Raw genomic sequence first — 24,374 nt, 5'->3', positions numbered from 1 at the left:
AGGCTACGCACTAGGCCGCCTGTGCCAGGCATTACAGTCGGCTCATGACCAAGTGGGAATACGCGACCGTGCCCCTTCTCGTGCACGCGACCAAGCAGATTCTGGACACCTGGGGCGAGGACGGCTGGGAGCTGGTCCAGGTCGTTCCCGGCCCGAACAACCCCGAGCAGCTCGTGGCCTACCTGAAGCGGGAGAAGCCGTAGTGGCGGGCGCCGTCGAGGCGAAGCTCGCCGAACTCGGCCTGGCGCTCCCGGACGTCGTACCGCCGCTGGCCTCCTACCAGCCGGCCGTGCAGTCGGGGGTGTACGTCTACACCTCCGGCCAGCTCCCGATGGTGGGCGGCACACTCGCGGTGACCGGCAAGGTCGGCGCCGAGGTGACGCCGGACGAGGCCAAGGAGCTGGCCAAGACCTGCGCGCTGAACGCCCTCGCGGCGGTGAAGTCGGTCGCCGGTGACCTGGACCGGATCGCCCGGGTCGTGAAGGTCGTGGGCTTCGTCGCCTCCGCCACCGACTTCACCGGGCAGCCGGGGGTCGTCAACGGTGCGAGCGAGCTCCTGGGCGCGGTCCTGGGCGACAAGGGCGTGCATGCCCGCAGCGCCGTCGGCGTCGCGGTGCTGCCGCTGGACGCACCTGTCGAGGTCGAGGTCCAGGTCGAGCTCGTCGACGCCTGATCCCGCACTTCCATGATCCCGCCCGGTCCCAGGACCGGGCGGGATCTGCGTGTAAGGGGCAGACACCGATGTCCGGAGCCTCTCGAACATCGGCGCGCTTCCGGATAGCCTCCGGCCATGCCCAACGGTCAGTGGTACCCACCGGAATGGCCCGCCCGGATCCGGGCCCTCGCCAGCGGCGAACTGACAGCCGTGACCCCCAGGCGTGCGGCCACGGTGATGCTGCTCCGGGACGACACATCGGGGCCGGGCGCCACCGGTCCCGCCGTGCACATGCTGCGCCGGCGGACCTCCATGGCCTTTGCCGGCGGTGCGTACGCCTATCCGGGTGGCGGGGTAGACCCGCGCGACGACGACCACCTCGTGCGCTGGGCGGGACCGTCCCTGGACACCTGGGCCGGCCGCCTGGGTGTCGGCACCGCCGCCGAGGCGCAGGCCGTCGTCTGCGCCGCGGTCCGTGAGACGTACGAGGAAGCGGGCGTCCTGCTGGCCGGGCCGACCGCCGACACCGTCGTGAGCGACACCACGGGCGCCGACTGGGAGGCCGACCGTGAGGCCCTCGTCGCCCGGGAGCTGTCCTTTGCCGGGTTCCTGGACCGCCGGGGCCTGGTGCTGCGCTCCGACCTGCTGGCCGCGTGGGCGCGCTGGATCACCCCGGCCTTCGAGCCGCGCCGCTACGACACCTGGTTCTTCGTGGCCGCCCTCCCGGAGGGCCAACGCACCCGGAACGCCTCCACCGAGGCCGACCGGACCGTGTGGATCCGGCCCGGGGACGCCGCCGACGGCTACGACAAGGGCGAACTGCTGATGATGCCGCCCACCGTGGCCACCCTGCGGGCTCTGAGGCCGTACGGGACGGCCGCGGAGGCGCTGGAGGCAGCGGATTCCCAGAACCTCGCCCCCGTGCTGGCAGAGGCCCGTATGGAGGGTGACGAGCTGGTGCTGAGCTGGCCGGGCCACGACGAGTTCACCAAACACGTCCCGACGGCAGGCGGGACCGCTTCCTCCTCAGCTGCCGAGGGCGCGGATCCCGGCCCCGGCACCGGGGACGGGGCCGCCTCGTGAGCGACGCGGCCGCACTGCCCGGACAGCCCCGCGGCGGCGTCCTCTCCGGGCCCGCCACCACCCGTACGGTCAACGTCCTGGCTCCCAACGCCTCCGCGATGACCCTGGACGGCACGAACACCTGGGTCGTCGCCGAACCGGACTCGGATCTGGCGGTGGTGATCGACCCGGGGCCGCTCGACGACGTACATCTGCGGGCCGTCGTCGACACCGTGGAGCGGACGGGCAGGCGCGTCGGTCTCACCCTGCTCACGCACGGACACCCTGACCACGCCGAGGGCGCAGCCCGGTTCGCCGAGCTCACCCGTACGAAGGTGCGCGCCCTGGACGCGGCGCTGCGGCTGGGCGACGAGGGGCTTGCGGCAGGCGACGTGATCACCACGGGAGGGCTGGAACTCCGGGTCGTCCCCACGCCGGGACACACCGCGGACTCGCTCTCCTTCCACCTGCCGGCCGACCGGGCCGTGCTGACGGGCGACACGATCCTCGGGCGCGGCACCACCGTCGTCGCCCACCCGGACGGGCGGCTCGGGGACTACCTGGACACCCTGCGGCGGCTGCGCTCGCTGACCGTCGACGACGGGGTGCACACGGTGCTCCCGGGGCACGGGCCGGTGCTGGAGGACGCGCAGGGTGCCGTCGAGTTCTATCTCGCCCACCGGGCACACCGCCTGGCCCAGGTGGAGACGGCCGTGGAGGCGGGGCACCGGACGCCCGCCGAGGTCGTGGCGGCGGTGTACGCGGATGTAAATCGTTCCCTCTGGCCGGCGGCCGAGCTGTCGGTGCGGGCCCAGCTGGAGTACCTGACCGAGCACGGCCTGATCTGACCGGAGCGGCCCTGGGAGGCACGCGAAAGGCCCCACCGGTGGTGGGGCCTTTTCGGCGAGAGTGCGGGGCGGGGCGTCAGCGGGACCGCTTCGCCAGCCGCTCCACGTCCAGCAGGATCACGGCGCGCGCCTCGAGCCGCAGCCAGCCGCGGCCCGCGAAGTCCGCGAGCGCCTTGTTGACCGTCTCGCGGGAGGCGCCGACCAGCTGGGCCAGCTCTTCCTGCGTCAGGTCGTGCACGACGTGGATGCCCTCCTCGGACTGCACGCCGAAGCGGCGCGACAGATCGAGGAGCGCACGGGCGACGCGGCCCGGCACATCGGAGAAGACCAGGTCGGACATCTGGTCGTTGGTCTTGCGCAGGCGGCGGGCGACGGCGCGCAGCAGCGCGGTGGCCACCTCGGGGCGGGCGTTCAGCCAGGGCTGGAGGTCTCCGTGGCCGAGGCCGAGGAGCTTGACCTCGGTGAGCGCGCTCGCGGTCGCGGTGCGCGGGCCCGGGTCGAAGAGCGACAGCTCCCCGATCAGCTCGCCGGGGCCGAGGACGGCCAGCATGTTCTCCCGCCCGTCGGGAGAGGTGCGGTGGAGCTTCACCTTGCCCTCGGTGACCACGTACAGGCGGTCGCCCGGGTCGCCCTCGTGGAACAGCGCGTCACCGCGTGCGAGGGTCACCTCACTCATCGAGGCGCGGAGCTCCGCGGCCTGCTCGTCATCGAGCGCCGCGAAAAGCGGGGCGCGCCGCAGAACGTCGTCCACGAGTTCTCTCCTTGTCGGCCTGTTCAGGGAAGCGTCGTTTCCATGATGCCGGACGGTAAAACAGTGCGATCGATCACAAACCAGTTTGACGCACGGGCGTGCCGGACCCTACGGCAGGGGGCCGATTGGGCGTGGATGCGCGGTGACCGGGGCGGATGTCAGCCCCTGGCTCTAGGCTGGCCGGGTGTCCGGAACGCCGGTGAGAGCGCAGGCCAAGGGGGCTGATGGGGTGTCGGGAGACAGGAATTCCGCTGTGGGCGAACAGGCCGCACGAGGTACGAAAAAAGCTGCAAATCGCCCGACGGGAGCAGCGTCGGGCAAGACCGCGAAGCCCGAGTCGCATCTCGCGATGGTCCGCCGTGCCCGCCGGATCAACCGCGAGCTCGCCGAGGTCTACCCGTATGCCCACCCCGAGCTGGACTTCCGTAATCCGTTCGAACTCCTGGTGGCCACGGTTCTCTCCGCCCAGACCACCGACCTGAGGGTCAACCAGACCACCCCGGCCCTCTTCGCCGCCTATCCGACGCCCGAGGACATGGCCGCCGCCGTTCTCGAGAAGCTGGAGGAGATCATCCGGCCGACCGGTTTCTTCCGGGCCAAGGCGCGCTCCCTCATGGGCCTGTCGGCCGCTCTCAGGGACGACTTCGGCGGAGAGGTCCCCGGTCGGCTGGCGGATCTCGTGAAACTGCCCGGCGTCGGGCGCAAGACGGCCAACGTCGTCCTCGGCAACGCGTTCGGAGTGCCCGGCATCACGGTGGACACCCACTTCGGCCGACTGGTCCGCCGCTGGAAATGGACCGAGCAGGAGGACCCGGAGAAGGTCGAGGCCGAGATCGCCGCGATCTTCCCGAAGAGCGAGTGGACGATGCTCTCGCACCGCGTGGTCTTCCACGGCCGCCGCATCTGCCACTCCCGCAAGCCCGCCTGCGGCGCCTGCCCGATCGCCGCCCTCTGCCCTGCCTACGGGGAGGGCGAGACGGACCCCGAGAAGGCCAAGAAGCTCCTGAAGTACGAGATGGGCGGCTATCCGGGGCAGCGCCTCAGCCCGCCCCCGGACTATCCGGGCAGTCCCGCACCGCCGCTGGGAGCCGGGTGAGCGGCCGACCTGCCCAGGCGGGGTAGGTGCGGAACGAAATGGCCGACGAATGGCGTTGGAACGACGGGGGTGCCCATGACGCACGCACAGAGGACACGGGCCGCAGCAGACGCGGCCACCACCGGGACGAGCACGCCCCAGGACAGCGCGCTCACCGTCACCGCCGACGGCCTCCCCGGCTGGCTGGAGCCCGTGGCCCAGGCGGCGCGTACGGTGCGGGCACACCAGCTCAGCCGCTTCCTGCCGCCTGAGAGCGGCGCCGGGCGCCAGTCCGCCGTCCTGATCCTTTTCGGCGAGGGTGAGCGCGGTCCGGAGCTGCTCCTGATGGAGCGTTCCGGTTCCCTGCGCTCCCATGCCGGCCAGCCGTCCTTCCCCGGGGGCTCCCTCGACCCCGAGGACGGCGACCACAACACCACCGGGCCGCTCAGGGCCGCGCTGAGGGAGGCCGAGGAGGAGACCGGACTCGATCCGAGCGGCGTCCAGCTCTTCGGCGTGCTGCCCCGGCTCTACATCCCGGTGAGCGGCTTCGTCGTCACACCCGTCCTCGGCTGGTGGCGGACGCCGAGTCCGGTCGGAGCCGTCGATCCGGCCGAGACCGCCCGTGTCTTCACCGTCCCCGTGGCGGATCTCACGGATCCCGCCAACCGTGCGACAGCCGTCCACCCCAGCGGCCACGAAGGCCCCGCATTTCTGGTCGAATCCGCCCTGGTGTGGGGATTCACAGCCGGAGTGATCGACAGGATTGTTCACTACGCGGGGTGGGAACGCCCCTGGGACAGGACCAGGCAGGTGCCGCTCGACTGGCGCGCATGACAGGCTGACTCCCGTGCTGCGCTGTTCCGGGCCTGGCCCGGACCCCGTCGAACCGGACGGGCCAGGTGACGAATCTGCGAGGCTATAGACGGTGAACGTGCTGGACATCCTGCTGCTCGTCGGCGCCGTGTGGTTCGCGGTCATCGGCTACCGCCAGGGTTTCGTCGTCGGCATCCTGTCCGTGATCGGCTTTCTGGGCGGCGGTCTCGTGGCCGTCTACCTGCTGCCGGTCATCTGGGATCAGGCGACCGACGGGTCGGAGGTCTCCTCCACCGCCGCCATCGTCGCGGTAGTGATCGTGATCGTGTGCGCCTCGGTGGGCCAGGCTTTCACCACCCACCTCGGCAACCGGCTCCGCCGGTACATCACCTGGTCGCCCGCACGGGCCCTGGACGCCACGGGCGGCTCCCTGGTCAACGTGGTGGCCATGCTCCTGGTGGCCTGGCTGATCGGCTCGGCGCTGGCCGGCACGTCCCTGCCGACGCTGGGCAAGGAGGTCCGTAACTCCTCGGTCCTGCTCGGGGTCTCCCGGGTGATGCCTGATCAGGCCTCCAACTGGTTCACGGACTTCTCGTCCGTCCTCGCGCAGAACGGCTTCCCGCAGGTCTTCAGCCCGTTCGCCAACGAGCCCATCACCGCGGTCGAACCGCCGGACCCCGCGCTGGCGGGAAGCCCTGTCGCCGCCCGCGCGAAGAAGTCCATCGTCAAGGTCGTCGGCATGGCCCCGGGCTGCGGCAAGGTCCTCGAAGGGACCGGTTTCGTGTTCTCCGACCGCCGTGTGATGACCAACGCCCACGTGGTCGGGGGCGTCGACGAGCCGACCGTCCAGATCGGTGGCGAAGGCCGGCTGTACGACGCCAAGGTCGTCCTCTACGACTGGCAGCGGGACATCGCCGTACTGGACGTCCCGGACCTGGACGCCGAGCCGCTGCGCTTCACCGACACCGACAAGGACGCGGGGAGCGGTGACAGCGCCATCGTCGCCGGCTTCCCGGAGAACGGCGCCTACGACGTGCGCTCGGCGCGCATCCGGGGCCGTATCGACGCCAACGGCCCGGACATCTACCACCGGGGCACCGTGCGGCGCGACGTGTACTCGCTCTTCGCGACCGTCCGCCAGGGCAACTCCGGTGGCCCGCTGCTCACTCCGGACGGGAAGGTGTACGGAGTGGTGTTCGCGAAGTCACTCGACGACCCGGACACGGGTTACGCGCTGACGGCCGACGAGATCCGCGAGGACATCGAGCTCGGCAGGTCCACGGCCCAGCAGGCCGACAGCCAGGGCTGCGCGCTCTGAGCCGTCCGTAGGCGGACACCGGAGTCCTCGGGCCACCTGACCCTGCCGTACGGAGGCCAATACGGTCCCCGGTCCTCAACGGGCCGGGGACCTGCGCGTGGTGTGCTGTCGAACGGCTACCGCGTCATCCGCGGGGATGGCGCAGGCGCGCCGAGACCCAGCGGGCCCGGCGGTGGAGAATGCGCGGGATGCCCAGCCGGAGATCATGGAAATCGCTCACATCGTGCACCCGGCTCAGGGAGCCGCCCCCCTCGTGAATGCTCGGACCAGCAGGAGCGGTCGAGCGGCGGTTGCGTGCTACGTCATTGAAGTCGCGCGTCCAGCCCATACCCCGACGTCTGCCCGTGACCCAAGGTCGGTAATCGTGCGCGAGTCAGCCAATTGGCTTATGCGGCAGGCAAGTGGCTGTTCGTCGGACAGCTGTGCCCGTCGACTACCGGTCGGGCTCAGGGTCCTTGAGCCAGTTGATGAGTTCGGCCGAGAAGCCCACCGGATCCTCTTCGTGAGGGAAGTGCCCCAGACCGTCGAAAAGTCGCCACCGGTAAGGCGCCTCGACGTACTCGCCGGACCCGGCGGAACTACGGGTCCGGATCGCCGGGTCGAGCGAGCCGTGGAGATGCAGGGTGGGTACACGCACCGGGCGCTTCATCCGACGGTTGAACTGGACGCCGTCCGGACGGGCCAGTGAGCGGACCATCCAGCGGTACGGCTCGATCGAGCAGTGGGCCGTCGAGGGGATGCACATCGCGCGCCGGTAGACGTCCGTGGTCAGGTCGTCGGGGAAGTCGGGCGTGCGCGGCCCCGACCAGTCGCGGATCAGCCGGGCCACCAACGCCGCGTCGTCCGCGACGAGCTGACGCTCCGGCACCCATGGACGTTGGAAGCCCCACACATGCGAACCGGCGCGGGACTGAGCGAAGTCCGAGAGCATCGAGGAACGCCAGCGGCGCGGATGCGGCATCGACGACACCACGAGCCGACGGATCAGCTTCGGCCGCATCACTGCCGCCGTCCAGGCGAGGTAGCCGCCCATGTCGTGCCCCACGAGCGCCGCGTCCGGCTCGCCGAGGGAGCGGATCACGCCGGTGACGTCGAGAGCCAGGTTCGCGGGGTCGTAGCCCCGGGGCGTACGGTCGCTGCCGCCGACCCCGCGGAGGTCCATCGCGACCGCGCGGTATCCGGCGTCGGCCAGGGCGGTCAGCTGGTGGCGCCAGGTCCACCAGAACTGCGGGAAGCCGTGCAGCAGCAGCACCAGCGGCCCCTCGCCGAGCTCGGCGATATGGAAGCGCGCGCCGTTGGCGGCCACATCACGGTGGGTCCAGGGCCCGTCGAGGCGGACAGGGCTGCCGGAACCGGCAGCCGGCCCCAGCGGCCCCACCGGACCGGATGCGCTGAAATCGGGGTCGGTCATGTGGACGAGCGTGTCACAGAGACCGCCTTCTCCTGGACAGGGCGGTTCTCGATGGCCCTGTCCGCGAGTGTGCTGCCCTGTGCCTGCTCGATCGCACGCGCTTCGGCGGTGGGGCGGGGGTGGGGCTTCACGCCCTGCAGGACGGCAGCGGTCTGCTTGGCCGACGCGATGGACTTCTCCGGCGGCTTGACCTTCTTGAACTTGGCGAGCCCGAAGAGGGCGAGCAGGATCCCCAGCAGGATGAACGCACCGCCGACGATCAGGAACGACCAGGCGAGCCCGAGCCCGAGATTGTGGATGCCGTAGGCCGCGGCGAAGCTCAGTACGGGGATCGCGAACAGGATCAGTACACCCGTGACGATGAAAGCCACGCTGCCGATCGCGCCGCGCTTGACGTCCTGGCGCATCTCGGCCTTGGCCAGCGCGATCTCGTCGTGCACCAGCGCGGACATCTCAGCGGTCGCCGAAGCGAACAGCTGTCCGAGACTACGATCGGTGCTGCCCGCGTAGTTGCCGGGGTCGCTCATCCCTGACTCCCTCTCTTCTTGCGTACATCCGATGTCAGATCATGCCGGACTGTCCGGCTTGCTGCTCGCTGCCCCCGCCCGTTCGGCAAGGCGACGGTGCTCGGCAGCCTTCCTCTCGTGGATCGCGGCCATGCGCAGGTGATACTCGGGGTCGTCCTGCTCGTAGACGTCGGGCACCCCCGATTCGTCCGCGTCGATCTCCTCGGCCTCGTACAGCGCCCTGTATCTGCGTACCCGCAGTTTGAGCAGTACACCGGAGAGTACGGCGGCAATGAGGGAACCGATGAGCACCGCCGCCTTCACGTCGTTGATCATGTCCTCGTCGCCGGTGAAGGCGAGCTCCCCGATGAGCAGCGAAACGGTGAAGCCGATACCGGCCAGCGTGGCTACGGCGAAGACATCTGCCCAGGCGAGGTCCTTGTTCAGCTGGGCCTTCGTGAAACGGGTGATGAGCCATGTGCCGCCGAAGATGCCCACGGTCTTGCCGATGACCAGACCGAGAACCACGCCGAGCGTCTCGGGCCGGGTGAAGACACCGGCCAGGGCATCGCCCTTGAGGGTGACACCGGCCGAGAAGAGAGCGAAGAGCGGAACCGCGACGCCGGCCGAGAGAGGGCGCACCAGATGTTCGATGTGTTCGCCCGGGGAGTGTGTCTCTCCCTCGCGCCTGGTGCAGCGCAGCATGAGACCCATGGCAACGCCGGCGATCGTCGCGTGGACGCCGCTGTTGTACATCAGGCCCCAGATGACCAGGGCGAGAGGCAGATAGACGTACCAGCCTCGTACCCCCGCGCGCAGGAGGACGTAGAAGACGAGCAGACCCGCGAAGGCGCCGCCGAGTGCCAGGAAGTCGAGGTCCTCGGTGAAGAAGACCGCGATGATGAGAATGGCGAAGAGGTCGTCGACGACGGCGAGTGTCAGCAGGAAGGCGCGTAGCGCCGACGGCAGCGAGGTGCCGATGACCGCGAGGACGGCGAGCGCGAACGCGATGTCGGTGGCGGTGGGGACGGCCCAGCCGTCGAGAGACCCTCCACCGAGTGCGGCGGTCAGTGCGTAGACGACGGCGGGTACGGCCATGCCGCAGAGCGCCGCCGCAACGGGCAGGGCCGCGGCCCGGGGGTCGCGGAGCTCACCGGCGACCAGCTCCCGCTTGAGCTCGACACCCGCGACGAAGAAGAAGATCGCGAGCAGCCCGTCGGCCGCCCAGTGGGACACCGAGAGATGGAGTCCCAGCGCCTCGGGACCGAAGTGGAAATGGCTGACGGACGCGTACGTGGAGCCGAAGGTGTTGGCCCAGATCAGCGCGGCTACGGCCGCGACCAGCAGGATGACGCCACCGACCGTCTCGGTGCGCAGGGCCTCCGCGACGTAATTGCGCTCGGGGAGGGAAAGCCGGCCGAGCAGAGTGCGGCGGCCGGAAGGGGGGAGGGGTGGGGCCACGAGGAAGACCTCCGGGTCGGGTTACGGCAGTGACGGCATGGCGGATACACATGCCGACCAGACTTCCCGGCGCCCCTGTGGAGATTTTCTTGTGCTGTTGTCGCTCGCTCGCCGCGCTCGGCGTTCGTGCTTGCTCACCGGCGGGCACGTGATCGTGCTGACGTGCTTCGCCGACGAAATCACCACTCTACCCGGGCTGTCGGAAACGTATCCGGATGTGGTGTGCCCCGCGCGACGGCGCGCACCGGCATCCGTACGTCACTGCCCTGTCCCCGGCAGCCGGAAGGGGCACCCGGGCGGTTCCGGGTGCCCCTCAAGGCGTGCGAGCGGGTCCGCATCAGGCTCAGGTCTGTGTACGGGCCCGGCCTGCGACCCGCCTCCGCCTCCTCCGCCCGCTCTAGTCCTCGGACGAGGCGGAAGGCAGCTGGGTCTGGATGAGCGCCATGACGGAGGAATCCGTGAGCGTGGTGACATCGCCCAGCTCGCGGTTCTCGGCGACGTCACGCAGCAGACGACGCATGATCTTGCCGGAACGGGTCTTCGGCAGTTCCGCCACCGGCAGGACACGCTTCGGCTTGGCGATCGGCCCGAGCGTGGTGCCGACGTGATTACGCAGCTCTGCGACCAGCTCCTCCGAGGCGGTGGCCGTCCCGCGCAGGATCACGAAGGCGACGATGGCCTGACCGGTCGTCTCGTCGTTGGCTCCGACCACGGCGGCCTCGGCGACTGAGGGGTGCGACACGAGGGCCGACTCGACCTCGGTGGTCGAGATGTTGTGGCCAGATACGAGCATGACGTCGTCGACCCGGCCCAGCAGCCAGACATCGCCGTCCTCGTCCTTCTTGGCACCGTCGCCCGCGAAGTACTTGCCCTCGAAGCGCGACCAGTAGGTGTCGAGGAAGCGCTGGTCGTCACCCCAGATGGTGCGGAGCATCGACGGCCACGGCTCGGTGAGGACGAGATAGCCACCCCCGCCGTTCGGCACCTCCTGGGCCTCGTCGTCGACGACGGTGGCGGAGATGCCGGGCAGGGCCCGCTGGGCCGAACCGGGCTTCGTCGCCGTGACCCCGGGAAGCGGCGAGATCATCATCGCGCCGGTCTCGGTCTGCCACCAGGTGTCCACGATCGGGCAGGTGTCGGCGCCGATGTGCTTGCGGTACCACATCCAGGCCTCGGGGTTGATCGGCTCACCGACCGAACCCAGCACCCGCAGCGACGACAGATCGAACTTGGCGGGGATGTCGTCCCCCCACTTCATGAACGTCCGGATCGCCGTCGGCGCGGTGTAGAGGATCGTCACGCCGTACTTCTGGACGATCTCCCAGAAGCGCCCCTGGTGGGGCGTGTCCGGCGTGCCCTCGTACATGACCTGGGTCGCGCCGTTGGCCAGCGGCCCGTAGACGATGTACGAGTGTCCGGTGACCCAGCCGATGTCGGCGGTGCACCAGTACACGTCCGTCTCGGGCTTGAGGTCGAAGACCGCGTGGTGGGTGTAGGCCGTCTGGGTCAGGTAACCCCCGGACGTGTGCAGGATGCCCTTCGGCTTACCCGTGGTCCCCGAGGTGTAGAGGATGAAGAGCGGCTGCTCCGCGTCGAAGGCCTCAGGCGTGTGCTCGGCGGACTGCCGGCCGGTGATCTCGTGCCACCAGACGTCCCGGCCCTCGGACCACGCGGTGTCCTGCCCGGTGCGCCGGACCACGAGGACGTGCTCGACGCTGTCGATGCGGGATACGGCGTCGTCCACCGCGGGCTTGAGCGCCGAGGGCTTGCCGCGGCGGTAGCCGCCGTCGGCGGTGATGACGACCTTGGCGTCGGCGTCCTGGATGCGGGCGGCGATGGCGTCCGCGGAGAAGCCGCCGAAGACCACCGAATGCGCTGCGCCGATACGGGCGCAGGCCAACATCGCCACGGCGGCTTCCGGGATCATCGGCAGGTAGACGGCGACCCGGTCGCCCTTGCCGACACCGAGCTCCGTGAGCGCGTTGGCGGCGCGGGATACCTCGTCCTTCAGCTCCGCGTAGGTGATCGCGCGGCTGTCGCCGGGCTCGCCCTCGAAATGGATCGCGACCCGGTCGCCGTTGCCCGCCTCGACATGACGGTCCACGCAGTTGTACGCGACGTTGAGTTTGCCGTCCGCGAACCACTTCGCGAAGGGCGGATTGCTCCAGTCGAGCGTCTCGGTCGGCTCCGTGGCCCAGGTCAGGCGGCGGGCCTGCTCGGCCCAGAAGCCCAGCCTGTCCGCCTCGGCCTGCTCGTACGCCTCCACTGTCACGTTGGCGTTCGCGGCCAGATCGGCAGGCGGTGTGAACCGCCGCTCCTCCTTGAGCAGATTGGCCAGGCTTTCGTTGCTCACGACATCTCCCATTCCCAGGGTGTCCGTTGTGTCCCGGGGGACAGCTCATCAGGCTGCGGGCCAGGTGACAAGTGTCTGCCGGAAATTGGTTTAGACCTGTGTCTCGTGTAGGGAGTCACACGTCCCGCTTTCGCAAGCAGCGTTGTGCGGTGCGAAAGCGGGACCACAAGGTCTCACGGACCGGGTGTGTGAGTGGTTCAGGCGCCGACGGCGGTACCGGGAGCCGGATGCGGTGAATCGACGCCGTCCTCGGCGCCCCACACCGCGCCGGGGGCGACCCGGGCGAAGACCTCGTCGGGCCCGGTGCCGGAACTGGCACCCTCGGTCAGCAGATAAGCCTGCGCCTCACCGACATGAAAGTACATGCCGTGCAGCTGCAGGGTCCCCGCCGCCAGCCGGCGGGCCACCGATTCGTGCGCACGCAGGTGCTCCAACTGCTGCACCACATTGGTCAGGCAGAGCTGCTCCACCGCATCGGTGGGCAGGCGTCCGGCAATGCGGGCCCAGGAGTGGTGACGGGAGCGCATGCGCTCCAGGCTCGGCAGACCGTGCCGCAGCCAGCGCCACAGCGGTGTCCGGGGCGTCTCCGGCGCGGCTCCCAACAGGGCCTGCATGGCCCCGCATCCGGAGTGGCCGCAGATGGTGATGGACTCGACCTCCAGTACATCCACCGCGTACTCGATGGCGGCGGCGACGGAGTCGTCGTTGCTCTCGGCGTCCCCTGCGTCCGGCGGCGGCACCAGATTGCCGACGTTCCGCACGGTGAAGAGATCCCCCGGGCCGCTCGCGGTGATCATGCTGGTGACCAGACGGGAATCGGCACAGGTGAGGAACAGCTGCGAAGGCCGCTGCCCCTCTGCGGCCAGCCGGGCCAGCTCCTCACGGACCAGCGGGGCGGTGGTGCGCTGGAATGAACTGAGGCCGCTGAGAAGCCGATGGGCGCCGTGCCGGCGACCCGAGGGGCCTTTCGGAGCCGTGGGAGGAGCAGCCTTCGGGACGACGTGCGAGTCAGGGGCCGCCGTGGTCGGTGCAGTGTCCTGCACGCTGTCGTGGCAGTGATGGTTGCGCCACGGCGTCCATGGGCGGCAGCAGGAATGGGCGGCCGACGCAGGCTCGGCGATCCGGCCCCCCGAGCGCCCGGTGAACTCGATCCGGCCGCCCAGCGCGGTCTGCGCCGCATACCAGTCCTGGATCGTCTCGTACGCCGCATGGTCCATGAAAAAGCCGTCCAACTCGACCACCGCGTCCACCCCTTGCGGGAGCTTTCCGAGCACGCGGCTGAGCCGGGGGACGGCCAGAAAGGTCAGCTGGCCGCGAGCGGCCACCAGATAGCGGCCGTCCTGCTCGGTCACGGTGATCCGCGTGCGTGCCAGCCGGTGCAGGGCGACGGCCACCGCCACGACGATGCCGATCGCCACCCCTTCGAGCACCCCGGCCAGGATCACGCCGCTGATCGTGGCGCCGTACACCAGGAACTCCCGGTGTCTGTGAACCTTGCGGATGTGGGCGAAGCTGACCATCTGGATCCCCACGACCATGACCAGTGCGGCGAGGGCGGCCAGGGGGATCCACTCCAGGGCTGTGACCAGCAGCACGGCCGCCAGCAGCACCCAGACGCCGTGCAGCACGGTTGAGGCGCGGCTCGTCGCGCCCGCCCGCACGTTCGCGGAGCTGCGTACGGCGCCTCCCGATACAGCCAGCCCGCCGGCGAGCCCTGACACCGCGTTGGCGAGACCCTGGGCCCGCAACTCCCGGTCGAGGTCCGATCGCTTGACAGGAGCGTGCGGCGTCGACCCGTCCTTGGTCGCGGTTGTCGAGCGGTCTGCGGCCAGCTTGTCCACGGAGACAGCGGCCAGCAGGGATTCGAGGCTGGCGACGAGCGTGACGGTGAACACGGCTGTCGCCAGTGCCGCCACCGGGCCCTGCGGCAGTTCAGGCAGTGCGTGCGAGTGCCAGGACGGCAGGTCCACCCGGGCGATGCCGGGTGCTGCCGCGGCGGCGACAGCCGTCGCGATGACCACGGCGGCGAGCGCGGCAGGAATTCTGCGGAGTGCAGCTCCGATCTGTCCGGGCATGCGCGGCCACGCGACGAGAAGGACGACCGTCAGGGCTCCGATGAGGGGCCCGGCCGGCTCGAAGTGCGCCAGGTGGGAGGGGAGCGACAGGACGTTGTCGAGGGCGGAGCTCCGAGGGACCTCGCCGAACACGATGTGCAGCTGGGCGAGAGCGATGGCCACGCCGATACCGGCGAGTGTGCCGTGCACGATGGCCGGGCTGACGGCGAGGGCGCTGCGGGCCGCCCTCAGCGAACCCAGCAGGATCTGCAGGAGTCCGGCGCCGACGGTGATCGCGCACGTGGTGCGCCAGCCGTAGATCTGGATCAACTCTGCCGTGACTACGGTCAGCCCGGCGGACGGTCCACTGACCTGGAGCGGTGTGCCGCCCAGCAGTCCGGCGACGATGCCGCCGATGGCCGCCGAAACCAGTCCGGCGGCGAGCGGGGCGTCCATGGCGACGGCGAGACCGAGCGACATGGGAACGGCGATCAGGAAGACAGTGATCGATGCGGACAGATCCGCACCCGAGATGCGGAAGCGTCCGCGGCGGGGCGGAGGTGGCGGACTGTGTGGACGCTTGAATCCCGAGGCCCGGGAAGGGCGCGAACTGCGGGATGAGTGGTCGTTGCGAGTGGGGACGCAGGCAGACATGTTCCCGTCTCCTCCGGGGCAGCGCGGTCGCGGTATGTGAATGACGGCGGCCGTAGGTCACGGCGGTGCAGCGGTGGGGTACAACGGCGGGATTTCTCAACTCTCCGTAAATGAATCGTAATGGAGAGTAAAGAAAGGTGTCCATGCTTTCGAGCAAATAGCCCAGTCAGTCACTCTTCTCAGTGAATAATCAGCTTTTCATCCGGCTTGTCGTACTGATTCCGGCAGAGCTGCGTGTGAGGTTGACCGCGCCGTGTCGGGACTTCAACGCACGAATCCTGCAAGGAAGAGGGTGGACGGATGATGGCCGCCACGAAGCGGATCGCACTGGGTGCCGTGGTCACGGCGCTGATCACCGGTTTGGCCGGCTGCTCGGACCCAGGTACGGGGGCAGCCGGTTCCGTGCCCGGAACCGGGAAGCGGTCCGCCCCCGGCGCGGATGAGAACTCTCCGGCGGCGGCGCCGAAGGGCGCGGTCAAGCTCATCGGCGACGGTTCCACCGCGTTTACGGGAGCCCAGCCGAAACTCCCGGTCGCCAAGCGCCTCAAGCCCGGCCAGAAGCCTCCTCAGTTCGTGGTGTTCTCCTGGGACGGCGCGGGTGAGGACAGCCAGAAACTGTTCTCGCATTTCCGCTCCGTCGCGAAGAAGTACGACGCCAAGATGACGTACTTCCTCAGTGGCGTGTACCTCCTGCCGGAGAAGAAGAAGGAGCTCTACGACCCCCCTCAGCATTCGGCGGGCCGTTCCGACATCGGGTTCAACGACGCGGAGGGTATTCGCAACACGCTGACGGAGTTGCGAGCCGCGTGGCAGGAGGGCAACGAGATCGGCACGCACTTCAACGGGCACTTCTGCGGCCCGGACGGAGGTGTCGGCACCTGGTCGGTCGACGAGTGGAAGAGCGAGATCAGCCAGGCGAAGTCGTTCGTGAAGAGCTGGAAGACCAACGCCCCGGACCTCAAGGGCGAAGCGCCGCTGCCCTTCGACTACGACAAGGAGCTGATCGGCGCTCGCACCCCCTGCCTGGAGGGGCAGAAGAACATGGTCGCGGCCGCAAGGACCATGGGGTTCCGCTATGACTCCAGCGGCATCGGGAACCAGGTCTGGCCTGCGAAGAAGGACGGGCTCTGGGACCTCCCCCTGCAGCTCGTCCCCGTGCCGGGCCGTGAGTTCGAGACGCTCTCGATGGACTACAACTTCATGTTCAACCAGTCCGGTACGACGCAGGGCGACCCGGACAAGCACGAGTACTGGGGCAATCAGATGCGGGACGGCCTGCTTCAGGCGTTCGACCGTGCCTACAGCGGGAACCGAGCTCCCCTGATCATCGGCAACCACTTCGAATCCTGGAACGGCGGCACCTACATGCGCGCGATCGAGGAGACGATCAAGACGGTGTGCACCAAGCAGGACGTGCAATGCGTTTCCTTCCGCCAACTCGCCGACTGGCTGGACGCGCAGGACCCGGCGACGCTCGCCAGGCTCGGGACGCTGAAGGTGGGCCAGGAGCCCAAGCCCGGCTGGACCGCATTCCTCGCGGGGACTACTCCGGGCAAGCCCGCAGGAAACCCCGTGCCTGCCAGGCCGGCGGACCAGCCGGCAGGCAAGGGGGCCGACGGGAGCGCGGAACAGGAATCGCCCAACGCCGCTCCGTCCGGTCAGGCCGGCTGAGCGGCACCCGTCTCCGCGCGGTGCTCCTGCAGGACGAAGGCGGGGTCGACCTGGGCAGCCAGGTCGGCGCCCGTCTTCTCGTTGCCCCAGCTCTCCGCGTTCTTCAGATGGAAGTGCACCATCTGCCGCGTGTAGCGCTCCCAGTCGCGCAGACCGTACGAGTCCTCCGCGGCGTTCTGCAGGGCCTGCAGTGCCATCCGGTTGTCTGCTTCCAGCAGTTCGAACGGGGCCGGCCGACCCTTTTCCATCGTCCGGACCCAGTCGGACTGGCCGACGCCGACCAGCAGGTCGTCGCCGACCTCGGCGCGCAGGAAGTCGAGATCGTCCTCCCCCTGCACCTTGTTGCCCACCACTTTCAGGGCGACACCGAAGTCAGCCGCGTACTCCTTGTACTGGCGGTAGACGGAGACGCCCTTCCGGGTCGGTTCGGCGACGAGGAAGGTCATGTCGAAACGGGTGAACATGCCCGACGCGAACGAATCCGACCCTGCCGTCATGTCGACCACCACGTATTCGTCGGGGCCGTCGACCAAGTGGTTGAGGCAGAGCTCGACCGCCCCGACCTTGGAGTGGTAGCAGGCGACACCGAGATCGGACTCATCGAAGGGTCCGGTGGCCATCAGCCGGATTTCTCCGTCGTCGAGACGGACCGTGCGGGCGCAGGCGTCATAGACCGGGTTGTCCTCGCAGACGCGCAGCAGCCGGGACCCCTCCCCGGGCGGTGTCGTCTTGATCATCGTTGCGGCGGATGCGATGCGGGGGTTGGTCCCGCGGAGGTAGTCCTTGATGAGGGGCAGCTGGGCGCCCATGGCCGGCAGAGCGGCGGCTTCCTTCTCGTCCAGGCCGAGGGCGGCCCCGAGGTGCTGGTTGATGTCGGCGTCCACCGCGACGACTTGGGCTTCATTGGCAGCGAGGTGGCGGATGAAGAGCGAGGACAGCGTGGTCTTGCCGCTGCCGCCCTTCCCCACGAAAGCGATCTTCATGTTCACCTAGGGTAGCGGTGCCATCGCTCACTGCTGTCATCCTTCGTGAAGAAGGCCACTCCTGGGCGGTATCCGTGGCGGGGACGCGTAGCCTCGCTACTTATGAGTACGACTTCCCCTGACCCGCTTGCCGCCCTGGGTGACCTCCCGGGGGTCTCCGACGCGGTGGACTCCGTGCGCAAGGCCGTGGACCGGGTCTACGGGCACCGGGTCATGCGGCGCCGCAGCAACGAGGTCACCGCGGAGGCGGCCCTGCGCGGAGCTCGCGGTTCGGCGGCGCTGTCGGGCGCCGACTGGAATCTTGAGGAAGTGCGTCGGCGCACGGACTTCAGCGGTGAGGACGAGGCCCGCACGATCGGTGCGGCGTTGAGGCTCACGGCGGAGGCGGGGCAACTGCTCTCGATCTGGCGGCAGTCACCCCTTCGTGTGCTTGCCCGCCTGCATCTGGTGGCAGCCGGCGGCGCGACTCCGGACGAGACGGTCGGCAGGCCGCGACTGGCGGGCGAGCCGGTCGACGAGCCCTTGATCGAAGCGCCCGTGCCGGGCGCGGACGAGGTGTCCGGACGTCTCGAAGGGCTGTCGCAGCTGATCATCGCCGGCGGCTCGGCCCCCGCACTCGTGACGGCCTCGGTGGTCCACGGTGAACTGCTCGCGCTGCGCCCCTTCGGGTCACACAACGGCTTGGTCGCCCGGACCGCCGAGCGGATCGTGCTGATCGGCAGCGGGCTGGACCCCAAGTCGATCTGCCCTGCCGAAGTCGGTCATGCGGAGCAGGGGCGCGCGGCCTACGTGGCTGCGTTCGAGGGGTATCTGTCGGGCAGGCCGGAGGGTATGGCGGCCTGGATCGCTCACTGTGGACGCTCGGTGGAGCTGGGCGTCAGGGAGTCCACGGCTGTGTGCGAGGCGCTGCAGCGCGGCGCGGCCTGAGTCGCATCGCCTGCGCTGCTGATCTCGCGGTCGGTGCGGCCGGGTGCTGGGAGGGGACTCCGGGTGCGGGGACAGGTCCCGCACAGGGTTGCGGCGGTACCGGTTCCGGTACCGCCGCTGGCACGTCCGCCCAGTTACCAAGCGTCCTCGTTATATGCCCATCAGGTCGGGTTCTTTGCCCGTTACCTGGTGCGGCTGGCCCGTAATCGACGGGTCGACGTCGCGTGGGTGCTCGGCTTTCGTGCTCGGTCCGTGGGGCCTTCTGCGTAAAAAGGTGATCCTCTCGGATGTCCTTGGTCTCGCGGGCCGTTGAGTCCTTTGTACTCCAGGACAAGGGGGAGCGGAAGCCCCGGCCGTTTTTCTTTACTTTTATGTTCAAATGTGGGCGGGTCGGACATTGAAGGTCGAGGGCTGCTCCCGCCGCCCTCGACGGTCGGCTGTCAGGTGGTGATCGCGGCGGCGCGGCGACGATTGCCGTACCAGACGAGCCCCGCGGTCACCGCGGCCGCGCCCAGTGCCGCTGCCGCCACGAGTGCCGGCCGCGGTGGCATCGAGAACGCGGGCAGGCGCTGCTTGAGCCGGACCGGACGGTCGAAGGTGAGAATCGGCCACTCCCGGAGCGTGGCCTCGCGCCGCAGGGCCCGGTCCGGGTTGACCGCGTGCGGGTACCCCACGGACTCCAGCATGGGTACGTCGGTGACGGAGTCGCTGTACGCGTAGCAGCGCGACAGGTCGTACCCTTCCGATTCGGCGAGCGTCCTGATCGCCTCGGCCTTGGTCGGCCCGTAGGCGTAGTACTCGACCTCGCCGGTGAAGCAGCCGTCGTCGCCCACGACCATCCGGGTCGCCACGACCCGGTCGGCACCGAGCAGTTCTCCGATGGGTTCGACGACTTCGGCGCCGGAGGTCGAGACGATGACCACATCACGCCCGGCGGTGTGATGCTCCTCGATGAGGGTCGCAGCCTCGTCGTAGATGATCGGGTCGATCAGGTCGTGCAGGGTTTCGGCGACCAGATCCTTGACCTGCTGGACGTTCCACCCCTTGCAGAGCGCTGAGAGGTATTCGCGCATCCGCTCCATCTGGTCGTGATCGGCACCCCCGGCAAGGAACACGAACTGTGCGTACGCGGTGCGCAGTACGGCACGACGGTTGATCAGCCCACCCTGGTAGAAGGACTTGCTGAAGGTCAGTGTCGATGACTTCGCAATGACCGTCTTGTCCAGGTCAAAGAAGGCTGCTGTACGCGGCGAGAAGCAGTTTTCCACAAAGGTGAGCATAGGGGCCCGCCATTCGGCGTAAAATCCGGCACGTGGGTTTGCCTGAGAAGGGGCTCGGGTACACCATGGAAGTCACGGATCGTTCGCGACCGTGCTAACCCGGTCCGACTCCTCCCCCCCCGAGTCGGCCGTGGGGACGACCCCCGCTCTCCCCCCCGGCGGGGGTCGTCGCATGTCCGGATGTGTTTCAGGGCCGGGAATCCAGGCCCTTCCTCTCATGTCACCGGTGTCGACCTCCCTCTCGTGCGGGTCCACTCGATCATGACTCGTCACCGTGCGTAGCGGAAGCGCTGCACTGCGAAAGTCCCCTGTACGAGCTACCGAGATATTCACAACGCTTGAGTTGTCCACAGCTTTTGAGCAAGATCCACATGATTTTCCGCGCCGTTGCATGTTGATTCCACCCGCGAAGTCCGTGGGTTCCGGAATCGCGCGTCTCGGAAGTGTTCGAGATCGCCGCGAAACCGCACTGGAGGAGACAGTGAGAGGGGGCGGAGATCGTGGCTGGATCTTTCGCGGGCGAAGGTCCGTCGAGCGCCGCAGGGCGACGGGACGGACCGCTGATCCTCACCGAGGACCCGGACGTGCTGGACGATCTGCTCAGGCTGTGCGCGGCGGCCGGGGCGGTGCCGGAAGTGCAGCACGGCCCACCGGGGGAGAGAGGTGGCTGGGACCGGGCGCCGATGATCCTGGTCGGCGATGACGTGGCGCGTGGATGCCGTGGGATGCCTCGCAGGGCCGGCGTGATGCTCGTCGGACGGGACCAGGAGGATCCCGGCGTGTGGCGCCACGCGGTGGAGATCGGCGCCGAGTACGTGCTGAGACTGCCCGCTTCCGAAGGATGGCTCGTCGACCAGATCGCCAATGCGGTGGAGGGCGTGGGCAGGCCTGCGCTCACCGTGGGAGTGATGGGGGGCCGGGGCGGCTCCGGCGCGTCGACGCTGGCCTGCGCACTTGCCGTGACAGCAGCGAGGTCGGGCCGACGGACGATGCTGATCGACGGCGACCCCTTGGGCGGCGGGATCGACGTCCTGCTCGGCGGTGAGGAATCCGAGGGCTTGCGGTGGCCGGATTTCGCCCGTTCGAAAGGGAGGCTGGGCGGAGGTGCGCTGGAGGAGTCACTGCCGGCGTTGCACGGGCTGCGGGTGCTCAGCTGGGGCCGGGACGACGAGGTGATCGTTCCCCCACAGGCCATGCGCTCCGTGCTCGCCGCCGCTCGCCGGCTGGGTGGAGTGGTGGTCGTGGATCTGCCGCGCCGGTTCGACGAGAGCGTGACAGAGGCGCTGGCGCAGCTCGACGTAGGGATGCTGGTCGTGCCCGGGGAGTTGAGAGCGGTCGCGGCGGCGCAGCGCGTGGCGGCTGTGGCCCGCACGGTCCTGGACGACCTGCGGGTCGTTGCGCGGGGGCCCTACACGGCAGGCCTGGACGAGCAGTGGGTGGCGCGGGCGCTGGACCTGCCGCTCGTCGGTGACCTGCCCACGGAGCCGGCGCTGGCTTCGGCTCAGGACGGCGGCGTGCCCCCGGGCGGGAATTCCCGCGGCCCACTGGCCCGCTTCTGCACGGCCTTCTGGGATCTGGCGGATGCACCGGTCCGTCCGGACGCCGTCCCGGCCCGGTCTCGCGGGGGAGTGGCGTCATGACGGACGCGCTGCTCGAGGCCGTACGTCAACGACTGGCCCGCAGCGGCGCGGCGCCGACGCCGGCGGGGGTGGCTGCCGCGCTGAGGGAGCAGGGTCGTCTGCTCGGTGACGCGGAAGTGCTCGGTGCGGCCGAGGAGCTGCGGGGAGAGCTGGTCGGCGCAGGAGTGCTGGAGCGGCTCCTGGCAGATCCGGCGGTGACCGATGTGCTGGTGTCCGCTCCGGACCGGGTGTGGGTGGACCGCGGCGGCGGACTCGAGCTGACCCGGGTCGTCTTTCAGGATGCGGCGGCTGTCCGGAGGCTGGCTCAGAGGCTCGCCGCGGTGGCGGGGCGACGGCTGGACGACGCCCGGCCGTGGGTGGACGCGCGGTTGCCGGACGGGACGCGGATGCACGCTGTCCTGCCGCCGGTGTCCGTCGGATCGACGTGCCTCTCGCTGCGCGTGGTGCGCCCCCGCGCCTTCACCCTGGCGGAGCTCGTGGCGGCAGGGACGGTCCCGCCCGGCGGCGACCGGCTGCTGAGAGCTCTGGTGGAGGCCCGGGTCTCGTATCTGATCAGCGGAGGCACGGGTGCGGGCAAGACGACTCTGCTGTCGAGTCTGCTGGGTGCGGTCGGTGAGCGGGAGCGCATCGTGCTGGCAGAGGATTCGGCGGAGCTGCGCCCGGATCACCCGCATGTGGTCCGGCTGGAGTCACGGCCGGCCAATCAGGAAGGTGCCGGGCGGGTGACGCTACGGGACCTGGTGCGCCAGGCGTTGCGTATGCGTCCTGACCGGCTGGTGGTGGGCGAGGTCCGGGGTGCCGAGGTGACGGAACTTCTGGCAGCCCTCAACACCGGGCACGAAGGCGGTTGCGGCACGGTGCACGCCAACGCGGCCGAGCACGTTCCGGCGCGGCTGGAGGCTCTCGGCACGGCTGCCGGACTCGACCGGGCCGCTCTGCACAGCCAGTTGGCGGCAGCGCTGTCCGTGGTCGTCCATCTCGTTCGCGACAGGGGCGGGCGGCGGCGTGTGGCCGAAGTACATGTGCTGGAGCGGGATTCCGCAGGCCTCGTCGTCACTGTGCCGGCGCTGCGCTGGGGTGCCGGGGGGTTCGAACCGGAGCGTGGCTGGGACAGGCTCATGGCGCTGATCGGAGACAAGCCATGATCCCGGTGGGATCCGGTGTGCTGATGCAGGTGCCCACGTGGTCGTTGGCCGGCTGCGCGGGCCTGGCGGCCGCTCTGGCCGTGGCCCGGGACCCAGGGGCGCGGCGCGCCCGGGTGCTGACAGCTCGGCGGGAGGAACAGTGGGGGCCGGCGGCGTGGGCCACGGCCTGCGCGATCTTCGCCGGGCGGAGGGAATGGCTGTGTGCCCCTGTAGCGGCTTCTCTCGCTGTGCTGGGTGAATCGGTGCTTCCCCTGCTCGCGGGCGCTGTGGCGGTACCGCTCGTGCGGCGCTGGCTGCGTCGGCGGGCGCGACGGCGTGAGCGTGAGGAGGCGGCCGACGCGGTGACGTCGCTCTGCGGGGCGGTGGTCGGCGAGCTGCGGGCCGGGCACGAGCCCGGACAGGCGTTGCTCTCTGCCGCGCGGAACGCCGGTGCACTGGGCGCCGCCGAGACCGCGGTGCTGGCCGCCGCACGGTTCGGTGGTGATGTGCCGGGCGTGCTGCGGCAGGCGGCGGCGGGTCCCGGTCTCGACGGGCTCGCGGGTATGGCCGCGTGCTGGCGGGTGGCGGTGGACGGTGGAGCAGGTCTCGCAGCCGGTCTGGCGCGTCTGGAAAGCGCACTGCGGGGCGAGAAACGGCGGCGGGAGGAGTTGCGGGCACAGCTGTCGGGCGCCTGGTCGACGGTTGTGGTCCTGGCGTTGCTGCCCGTGGTGGGTCTGGGACTGGGGGCGGCACTCGGCGCGGATCCGCTGGAGGTTCTGCTGCACAGCCCGGCCGGACTCGTCTGCCTGGCGACGGGTGGGCTGCTGGAGGCGGCGGGGCTGTTCTGGGCCTCGCGGATCGTGCGGGCCGGGGAGGCGTCGTGAGCGGGATCTCCGGTGCGGGGGACGCGTTGGGGGCGGCCGGGGCGGTGGGGACGGCGCTCGGCACAACCGCATATCTCGCCTTCGCGTACACAGGCCGGCGGCATGAGAGGGCGATACGCAGACGGGGGGCGCTGCTGGCCAAGTGCTGCGCGAGCGGCCCGCGGCCGAGGCGGATGGGCCTGCGGGCGCCCGGGCGGAGCCGTGCTCGGCGGTGGACGGTGTTCCTGGCTGTCTGGGCAGGCGTCTGGATCCTTGTCGGTGGAGTGGCGGGGAGCGGGGCCGGTCTTGCCGCGGCGTACGGCGTTCGGCGGTGGCGGCGCTCCGTCAGGGGGCGTGGGGCCGCCGGCCGTGACGCGGAGGCTGCTCTGGTCTCAAGGCAACTGCCGATCACCGCTGATCTGTTGGCGTCCTGCCTCTCGGCGGGCGCCGGGCCGCGGGAGGCGGCTGAGGCGGTCGGGGAATCCATCGGGGGCCCGGTCGGCGAGCGGCTGGCCCGCACGGCGGCCGAGATCCTGCTCGGAGGTGAACCGGCTGAGGCATGGGGCCGGTTCGGGGAGCTGCCCGGTGCAGCCCCGCTGGCCCGCTGCCTTGAGCGCGCCGCGTCGACGGGGGCTCCTGCCGCTGAGCCGGTATCCAGGCTGGCTGATGAGATGCGGGCCGAGCGGGCCAGTGCGGCTGTGGCGCGTGCCCAGCGGGCCGGTGTGCTGATCACCGCACCGGTGGGGCTCTGCTTCCTGCCCGCCTTTCTGGCCGTGGGAGTGGCACCGGTGGTGATCGGGCTGGCGACCGGCCTGTTGCACCGCGGCTGAGCGGGAACAGCCGCTTCTCCTGGATGCCGGCGGGACCTGACTCCCGCTCTCTCGTAGTGCCGGTCCGAAGTTCTGAACGAAACAACGTGGTGTCT

General features: G+C 69.8%; 22 protein-coding genes. 13 read left to right on the top strand and 9 right to left on the bottom strand.

Features of this window, described 5'->3' with window-relative positions:
- Positions 1-44 precede the first annotated feature (44 nt).
- The 4 genes from OG379_RS18305 (at position 45) to OG379_RS18290 (ending at position 2,565) form a co-directional block, all read left to right on the top strand.
- Complete coding sequence (locus OG379_RS18305) at positions 45-203, top strand: DUF4177 domain-containing protein (RefSeq protein ID WP_019992579.1); 159 nt, start codon at positions 45-47, stop codon at positions 201-203.
- Complete coding sequence (locus tag OG379_RS18300) at positions 203-673, top strand: RidA family protein (protein WP_104787038.1); 471 nt, start codon at positions 203-205, stop codon at positions 671-673. Before OG379_RS18305 ends, OG379_RS18300 begins: the two co-directional genes overlap by 1 nt.
- A 117-nt stretch (positions 674-790) precedes the next feature.
- Positions 791-1,738 (top strand): NUDIX hydrolase, encoded by a 948-nt coding sequence (locus tag OG379_RS18295; protein WP_405664122.1) that lies wholly within the window; start codon positions 791-793, stop codon positions 1,736-1,738.
- Complete coding sequence (locus OG379_RS18290) at positions 1,735-2,565, top strand: MBL fold metallo-hydrolase (protein WP_405664119.1); 831 nt, start codon at positions 1,735-1,737, stop codon at positions 2,563-2,565. Before OG379_RS18295 ends, OG379_RS18290 begins: the two co-directional genes overlap by 4 nt.
- A 76-nt stretch (positions 2,566-2,641) precedes the next feature.
- Here OG379_RS18290 and OG379_RS18285 read toward each other — a convergent pair whose 3' ends face one another.
- Positions 2,642-3,316, bottom strand: a complete 675-nt coding sequence (locus tag OG379_RS18285) for a Crp/Fnr family transcriptional regulator (protein WP_031090867.1) — start codon at positions 3,314-3,316, stop codon at positions 2,642-2,644.
- Between the two features lie 253 nt (positions 3,317-3,569).
- Here OG379_RS18285 and nth point away from each other — a divergent pair, with 253 nt between their 5' ends.
- The 3 genes from nth to OG379_RS18270 all read left to right on the top strand — a co-directional run bounded on the left by nth (position 3,570) and on the right by OG379_RS18270 (position 6,522).
- Positions 3,570-4,412: an endonuclease III gene (nth, locus tag OG379_RS18280; RefSeq protein ID WP_405664117.1), complete on the top strand. Its 843-nt coding sequence runs from the start codon at positions 3,570-3,572 to the stop codon at positions 4,410-4,412.
- Between the two features lie 75 nt (positions 4,413-4,487).
- Entirely contained in the window at positions 4,488-5,225 is a 738-nt protein-coding gene (locus OG379_RS18275; RefSeq protein WP_405664115.1) for an NUDIX hydrolase, read from the top strand.
- Between the two features lie 91 nt (positions 5,226-5,316).
- Positions 5,317-6,522, top strand: coding sequence for a MarP family serine protease (locus tag OG379_RS18270; RefSeq protein ID WP_393756048.1), 1,206 nt, complete (start codon positions 5,317-5,319; stop codon positions 6,520-6,522).
- A 124-nt stretch (positions 6,523-6,646) separates the two neighbouring features.
- Here OG379_RS18270 and OG379_RS18265 read toward each other — a convergent pair whose 3' ends face one another.
- The 6 genes from OG379_RS18265 to OG379_RS18240 form a co-directional block, all read right to left on the bottom strand.
- Positions 6,647-6,850 carry a hypothetical protein gene (locus tag OG379_RS18265; RefSeq protein WP_362927266.1) on the bottom strand — a complete coding sequence of 68 codons (204 nt, stop codon included), beginning with the start codon at positions 6,848-6,850 and terminating at the stop codon, positions 6,647-6,649.
- A 105-nt stretch (positions 6,851-6,955) separates the two neighbouring features.
- Positions 6,956-7,933: an alpha/beta fold hydrolase gene (locus OG379_RS18260; RefSeq protein WP_405664111.1), complete on the bottom strand. Its 978-nt coding sequence runs from the start codon at positions 7,931-7,933 to the stop codon at positions 6,956-6,958.
- Positions 7,930-8,460: a phage holin family protein gene (locus OG379_RS18255; RefSeq protein WP_393756044.1), complete on the bottom strand. Its 531-nt coding sequence runs from the start codon at positions 8,458-8,460 to the stop codon at positions 7,930-7,932. The genes OG379_RS18260 and OG379_RS18255 overlap by 4 nt, the downstream gene beginning before the upstream one ends.
- Before the next feature lie 39 nt (positions 8,461-8,499).
- The gene (nhaA, locus tag OG379_RS18250; RefSeq protein WP_393756042.1) at positions 8,500-9,900 is read right to left on the bottom strand and encodes a Na+/H+ antiporter NhaA; all 1,401 of its coding nucleotides are present in this window, start codon (positions 9,898-9,900) and stop codon (positions 8,500-8,502) included.
- 397 nt (positions 9,901-10,297) lie between these two features.
- Positions 10,298-12,265, bottom strand: a complete 1,968-nt coding sequence (acs, locus tag OG379_RS18245; protein ID WP_393756040.1) for an acetate--CoA ligase — start codon at positions 12,263-12,265, stop codon at positions 10,298-10,300.
- A 185-nt stretch (positions 12,266-12,450) separates the two neighbouring features.
- Positions 12,451-14,961: a SulP family inorganic anion transporter gene (locus tag OG379_RS18240; protein ID WP_405664107.1), complete on the bottom strand. Its 2,511-nt coding sequence runs from the start codon at positions 14,959-14,961 to the stop codon at positions 12,451-12,453.
- A 300-nt stretch (positions 14,962-15,261) separates the two neighbouring features.
- Here OG379_RS18240 and OG379_RS18235 point away from each other — a divergent pair, with 300 nt between their 5' ends.
- On the top strand, positions 15,262-16,632 hold the full coding sequence (locus OG379_RS18235) for a hypothetical protein (RefSeq protein ID WP_405664104.1): 1,371 nt from the start codon (positions 15,262-15,264) through the stop codon (positions 16,630-16,632).
- On the opposite strand, the gene OG379_RS18230 is transcribed toward OG379_RS18235, so the two are convergent.
- Entirely contained in the window at positions 16,620-17,615 is a 996-nt protein-coding gene (locus OG379_RS18230) for an ATP-binding protein (RefSeq protein WP_405664101.1), read from the bottom strand. The two genes, OG379_RS18235 and OG379_RS18230, sit on opposite strands and share 13 nt — an antisense overlap.
- 102 nt (positions 17,616-17,717) lie before the next feature.
- Here OG379_RS18230 and OG379_RS18225 point away from each other — a divergent pair, with 102 nt between their 5' ends.
- Entirely contained in the window at positions 17,718-18,542 is an 825-nt protein-coding gene (locus OG379_RS18225; protein WP_405664099.1) for an oxidoreductase, read from the top strand.
- Between the two features lie 440 nt (positions 18,543-18,982).
- On the opposite strand, the gene OG379_RS18220 is transcribed toward OG379_RS18225, so the two are convergent.
- Positions 18,983-19,822, bottom strand: a complete 840-nt coding sequence (locus OG379_RS18220; protein ID WP_405664096.1) for an HAD family hydrolase — start codon at positions 19,820-19,822, stop codon at positions 18,983-18,985.
- A gap of 500 nt (positions 19,823-20,322) precedes the next feature.
- Between OG379_RS18220 and ssd the strand changes: the two genes are divergently transcribed.
- The 4 genes from ssd to OG379_RS18200 are packed head-to-tail and all read left to right on the top strand — an operon-like array spanning position 20,323 to position 24,279.
- On the top strand, positions 20,323-21,462 hold the full coding sequence (ssd, locus tag OG379_RS18215; RefSeq protein ID WP_405664093.1) for a septum site-determining protein Ssd: 1,140 nt from the start codon (positions 20,323-20,325) through the stop codon (positions 21,460-21,462).
- Complete coding sequence (locus OG379_RS18210) at positions 21,459-22,607, top strand: TadA family conjugal transfer-associated ATPase (protein WP_405664091.1); 1,149 nt, start codon at positions 21,459-21,461, stop codon at positions 22,605-22,607. The genes ssd and OG379_RS18210 overlap by 4 nt, the downstream gene beginning before the upstream one ends.
- On the top strand, positions 22,604-23,470 hold the full coding sequence (locus tag OG379_RS18205) for a type II secretion system F family protein (RefSeq protein ID WP_405664089.1): 867 nt from the start codon (positions 22,604-22,606) through the stop codon (positions 23,468-23,470). Before OG379_RS18210 ends, OG379_RS18205 begins: the two co-directional genes overlap by 4 nt.
- A gap of 5 nt (positions 23,471-23,475) precedes the next feature.
- A complete protein-coding gene (locus OG379_RS18200; protein ID WP_405668567.1) occupies positions 23,476-24,279 on the top strand; it encodes a type II secretion system F family protein in 804 nt (267 codons plus the stop codon).
- The last annotated feature ends 95 nt before the right edge of the window (positions 24,280-24,374 follow it).

Origin of the sequence: Streptomyces sp. NBC_01166, from assembly GCF_045039765.1 — a bacterium.
In the GTDB taxonomy this organism is placed as follows: Bacteria; Actinomycetota; Actinomycetes; order Streptomycetales; family Streptomycetaceae; genus Streptomyces.
This window is presented reverse-complemented; position numbering and strand designations above follow the sequence as displayed.

Excerpts from the sequence above, each read along its gene's own strand:
- OG379_RS18305 (WP_019992579.1), top strand. The coding sequence starts at position 45 with ATGACCAAGTGGGAATACGCGACCGTGCCCCTTCTCGTGCACGCGACC.
- OG379_RS18295 (WP_405664122.1), top strand. The coding sequence starts at position 791 with ATGCCCAACGGTCAGTGGTACCCACCGGAATGGCCCGCCCGGATCCGG.
- OG379_RS18275 (WP_405664115.1), top strand. The coding sequence starts at position 4,488 with ATGACGCACGCACAGAGGACACGGGCCGCAGCAGACGCGGCCACCACC.
- OG379_RS18265 (WP_362927266.1), bottom strand. The coding sequence starts at position 6,850 with ATGGGCTGGACGCGCGACTTCAATGACGTAGCACGCAACCGCCGCTCG.
- OG379_RS18260 (WP_405664111.1), bottom strand. The coding sequence starts at position 7,933 with ATGACCGACCCCGATTTCAGCGCATCCGGTCCGGTGGGGCCGCTGGGG.
- OG379_RS18255 (WP_393756044.1), bottom strand. The coding sequence starts at position 8,460 with ATGAGCGACCCCGGCAACTACGCGGGCAGCACCGATCGTAGTCTCGGA.
- acs (WP_393756040.1), bottom strand. The coding sequence starts at position 12,265 with ATGGGAGATGTCGTGAGCAACGAAAGCCTGGCCAATCTGCTCAAGGAG.
- OG379_RS18240 (WP_405664107.1), bottom strand. The coding sequence starts at position 14,961 with ATGTCTGCCTGCGTCCCCACTCGCAACGACCACTCATCCCGCAGTTCG.
- OG379_RS18235 (WP_405664104.1), top strand. The coding sequence starts at position 15,262 with ATGATGGCCGCCACGAAGCGGATCGCACTGGGTGCCGTGGTCACGGCG.
- OG379_RS18230 (WP_405664101.1), bottom strand. The coding sequence starts at position 17,615 with ATGAAGATCGCTTTCGTGGGGAAGGGCGGCAGCGGCAAGACCACGCTG.
- OG379_RS18225 (WP_405664099.1), top strand. The coding sequence starts at position 17,718 with ATGAGTACGACTTCCCCTGACCCGCTTGCCGCCCTGGGTGACCTCCCG.
- OG379_RS18220 (WP_405664096.1), bottom strand. The coding sequence starts at position 19,822 with ATGCTCACCTTTGTGGAAAACTGCTTCTCGCCGCGTACAGCAGCCTTC.
- OG379_RS18210 (WP_405664091.1), top strand. The coding sequence starts at position 21,459 with ATGACGGACGCGCTGCTCGAGGCCGTACGTCAACGACTGGCCCGCAGC.
- OG379_RS18205 (WP_405664089.1), top strand. The coding sequence starts at position 22,604 with ATGATCCCGGTGGGATCCGGTGTGCTGATGCAGGTGCCCACGTGGTCG.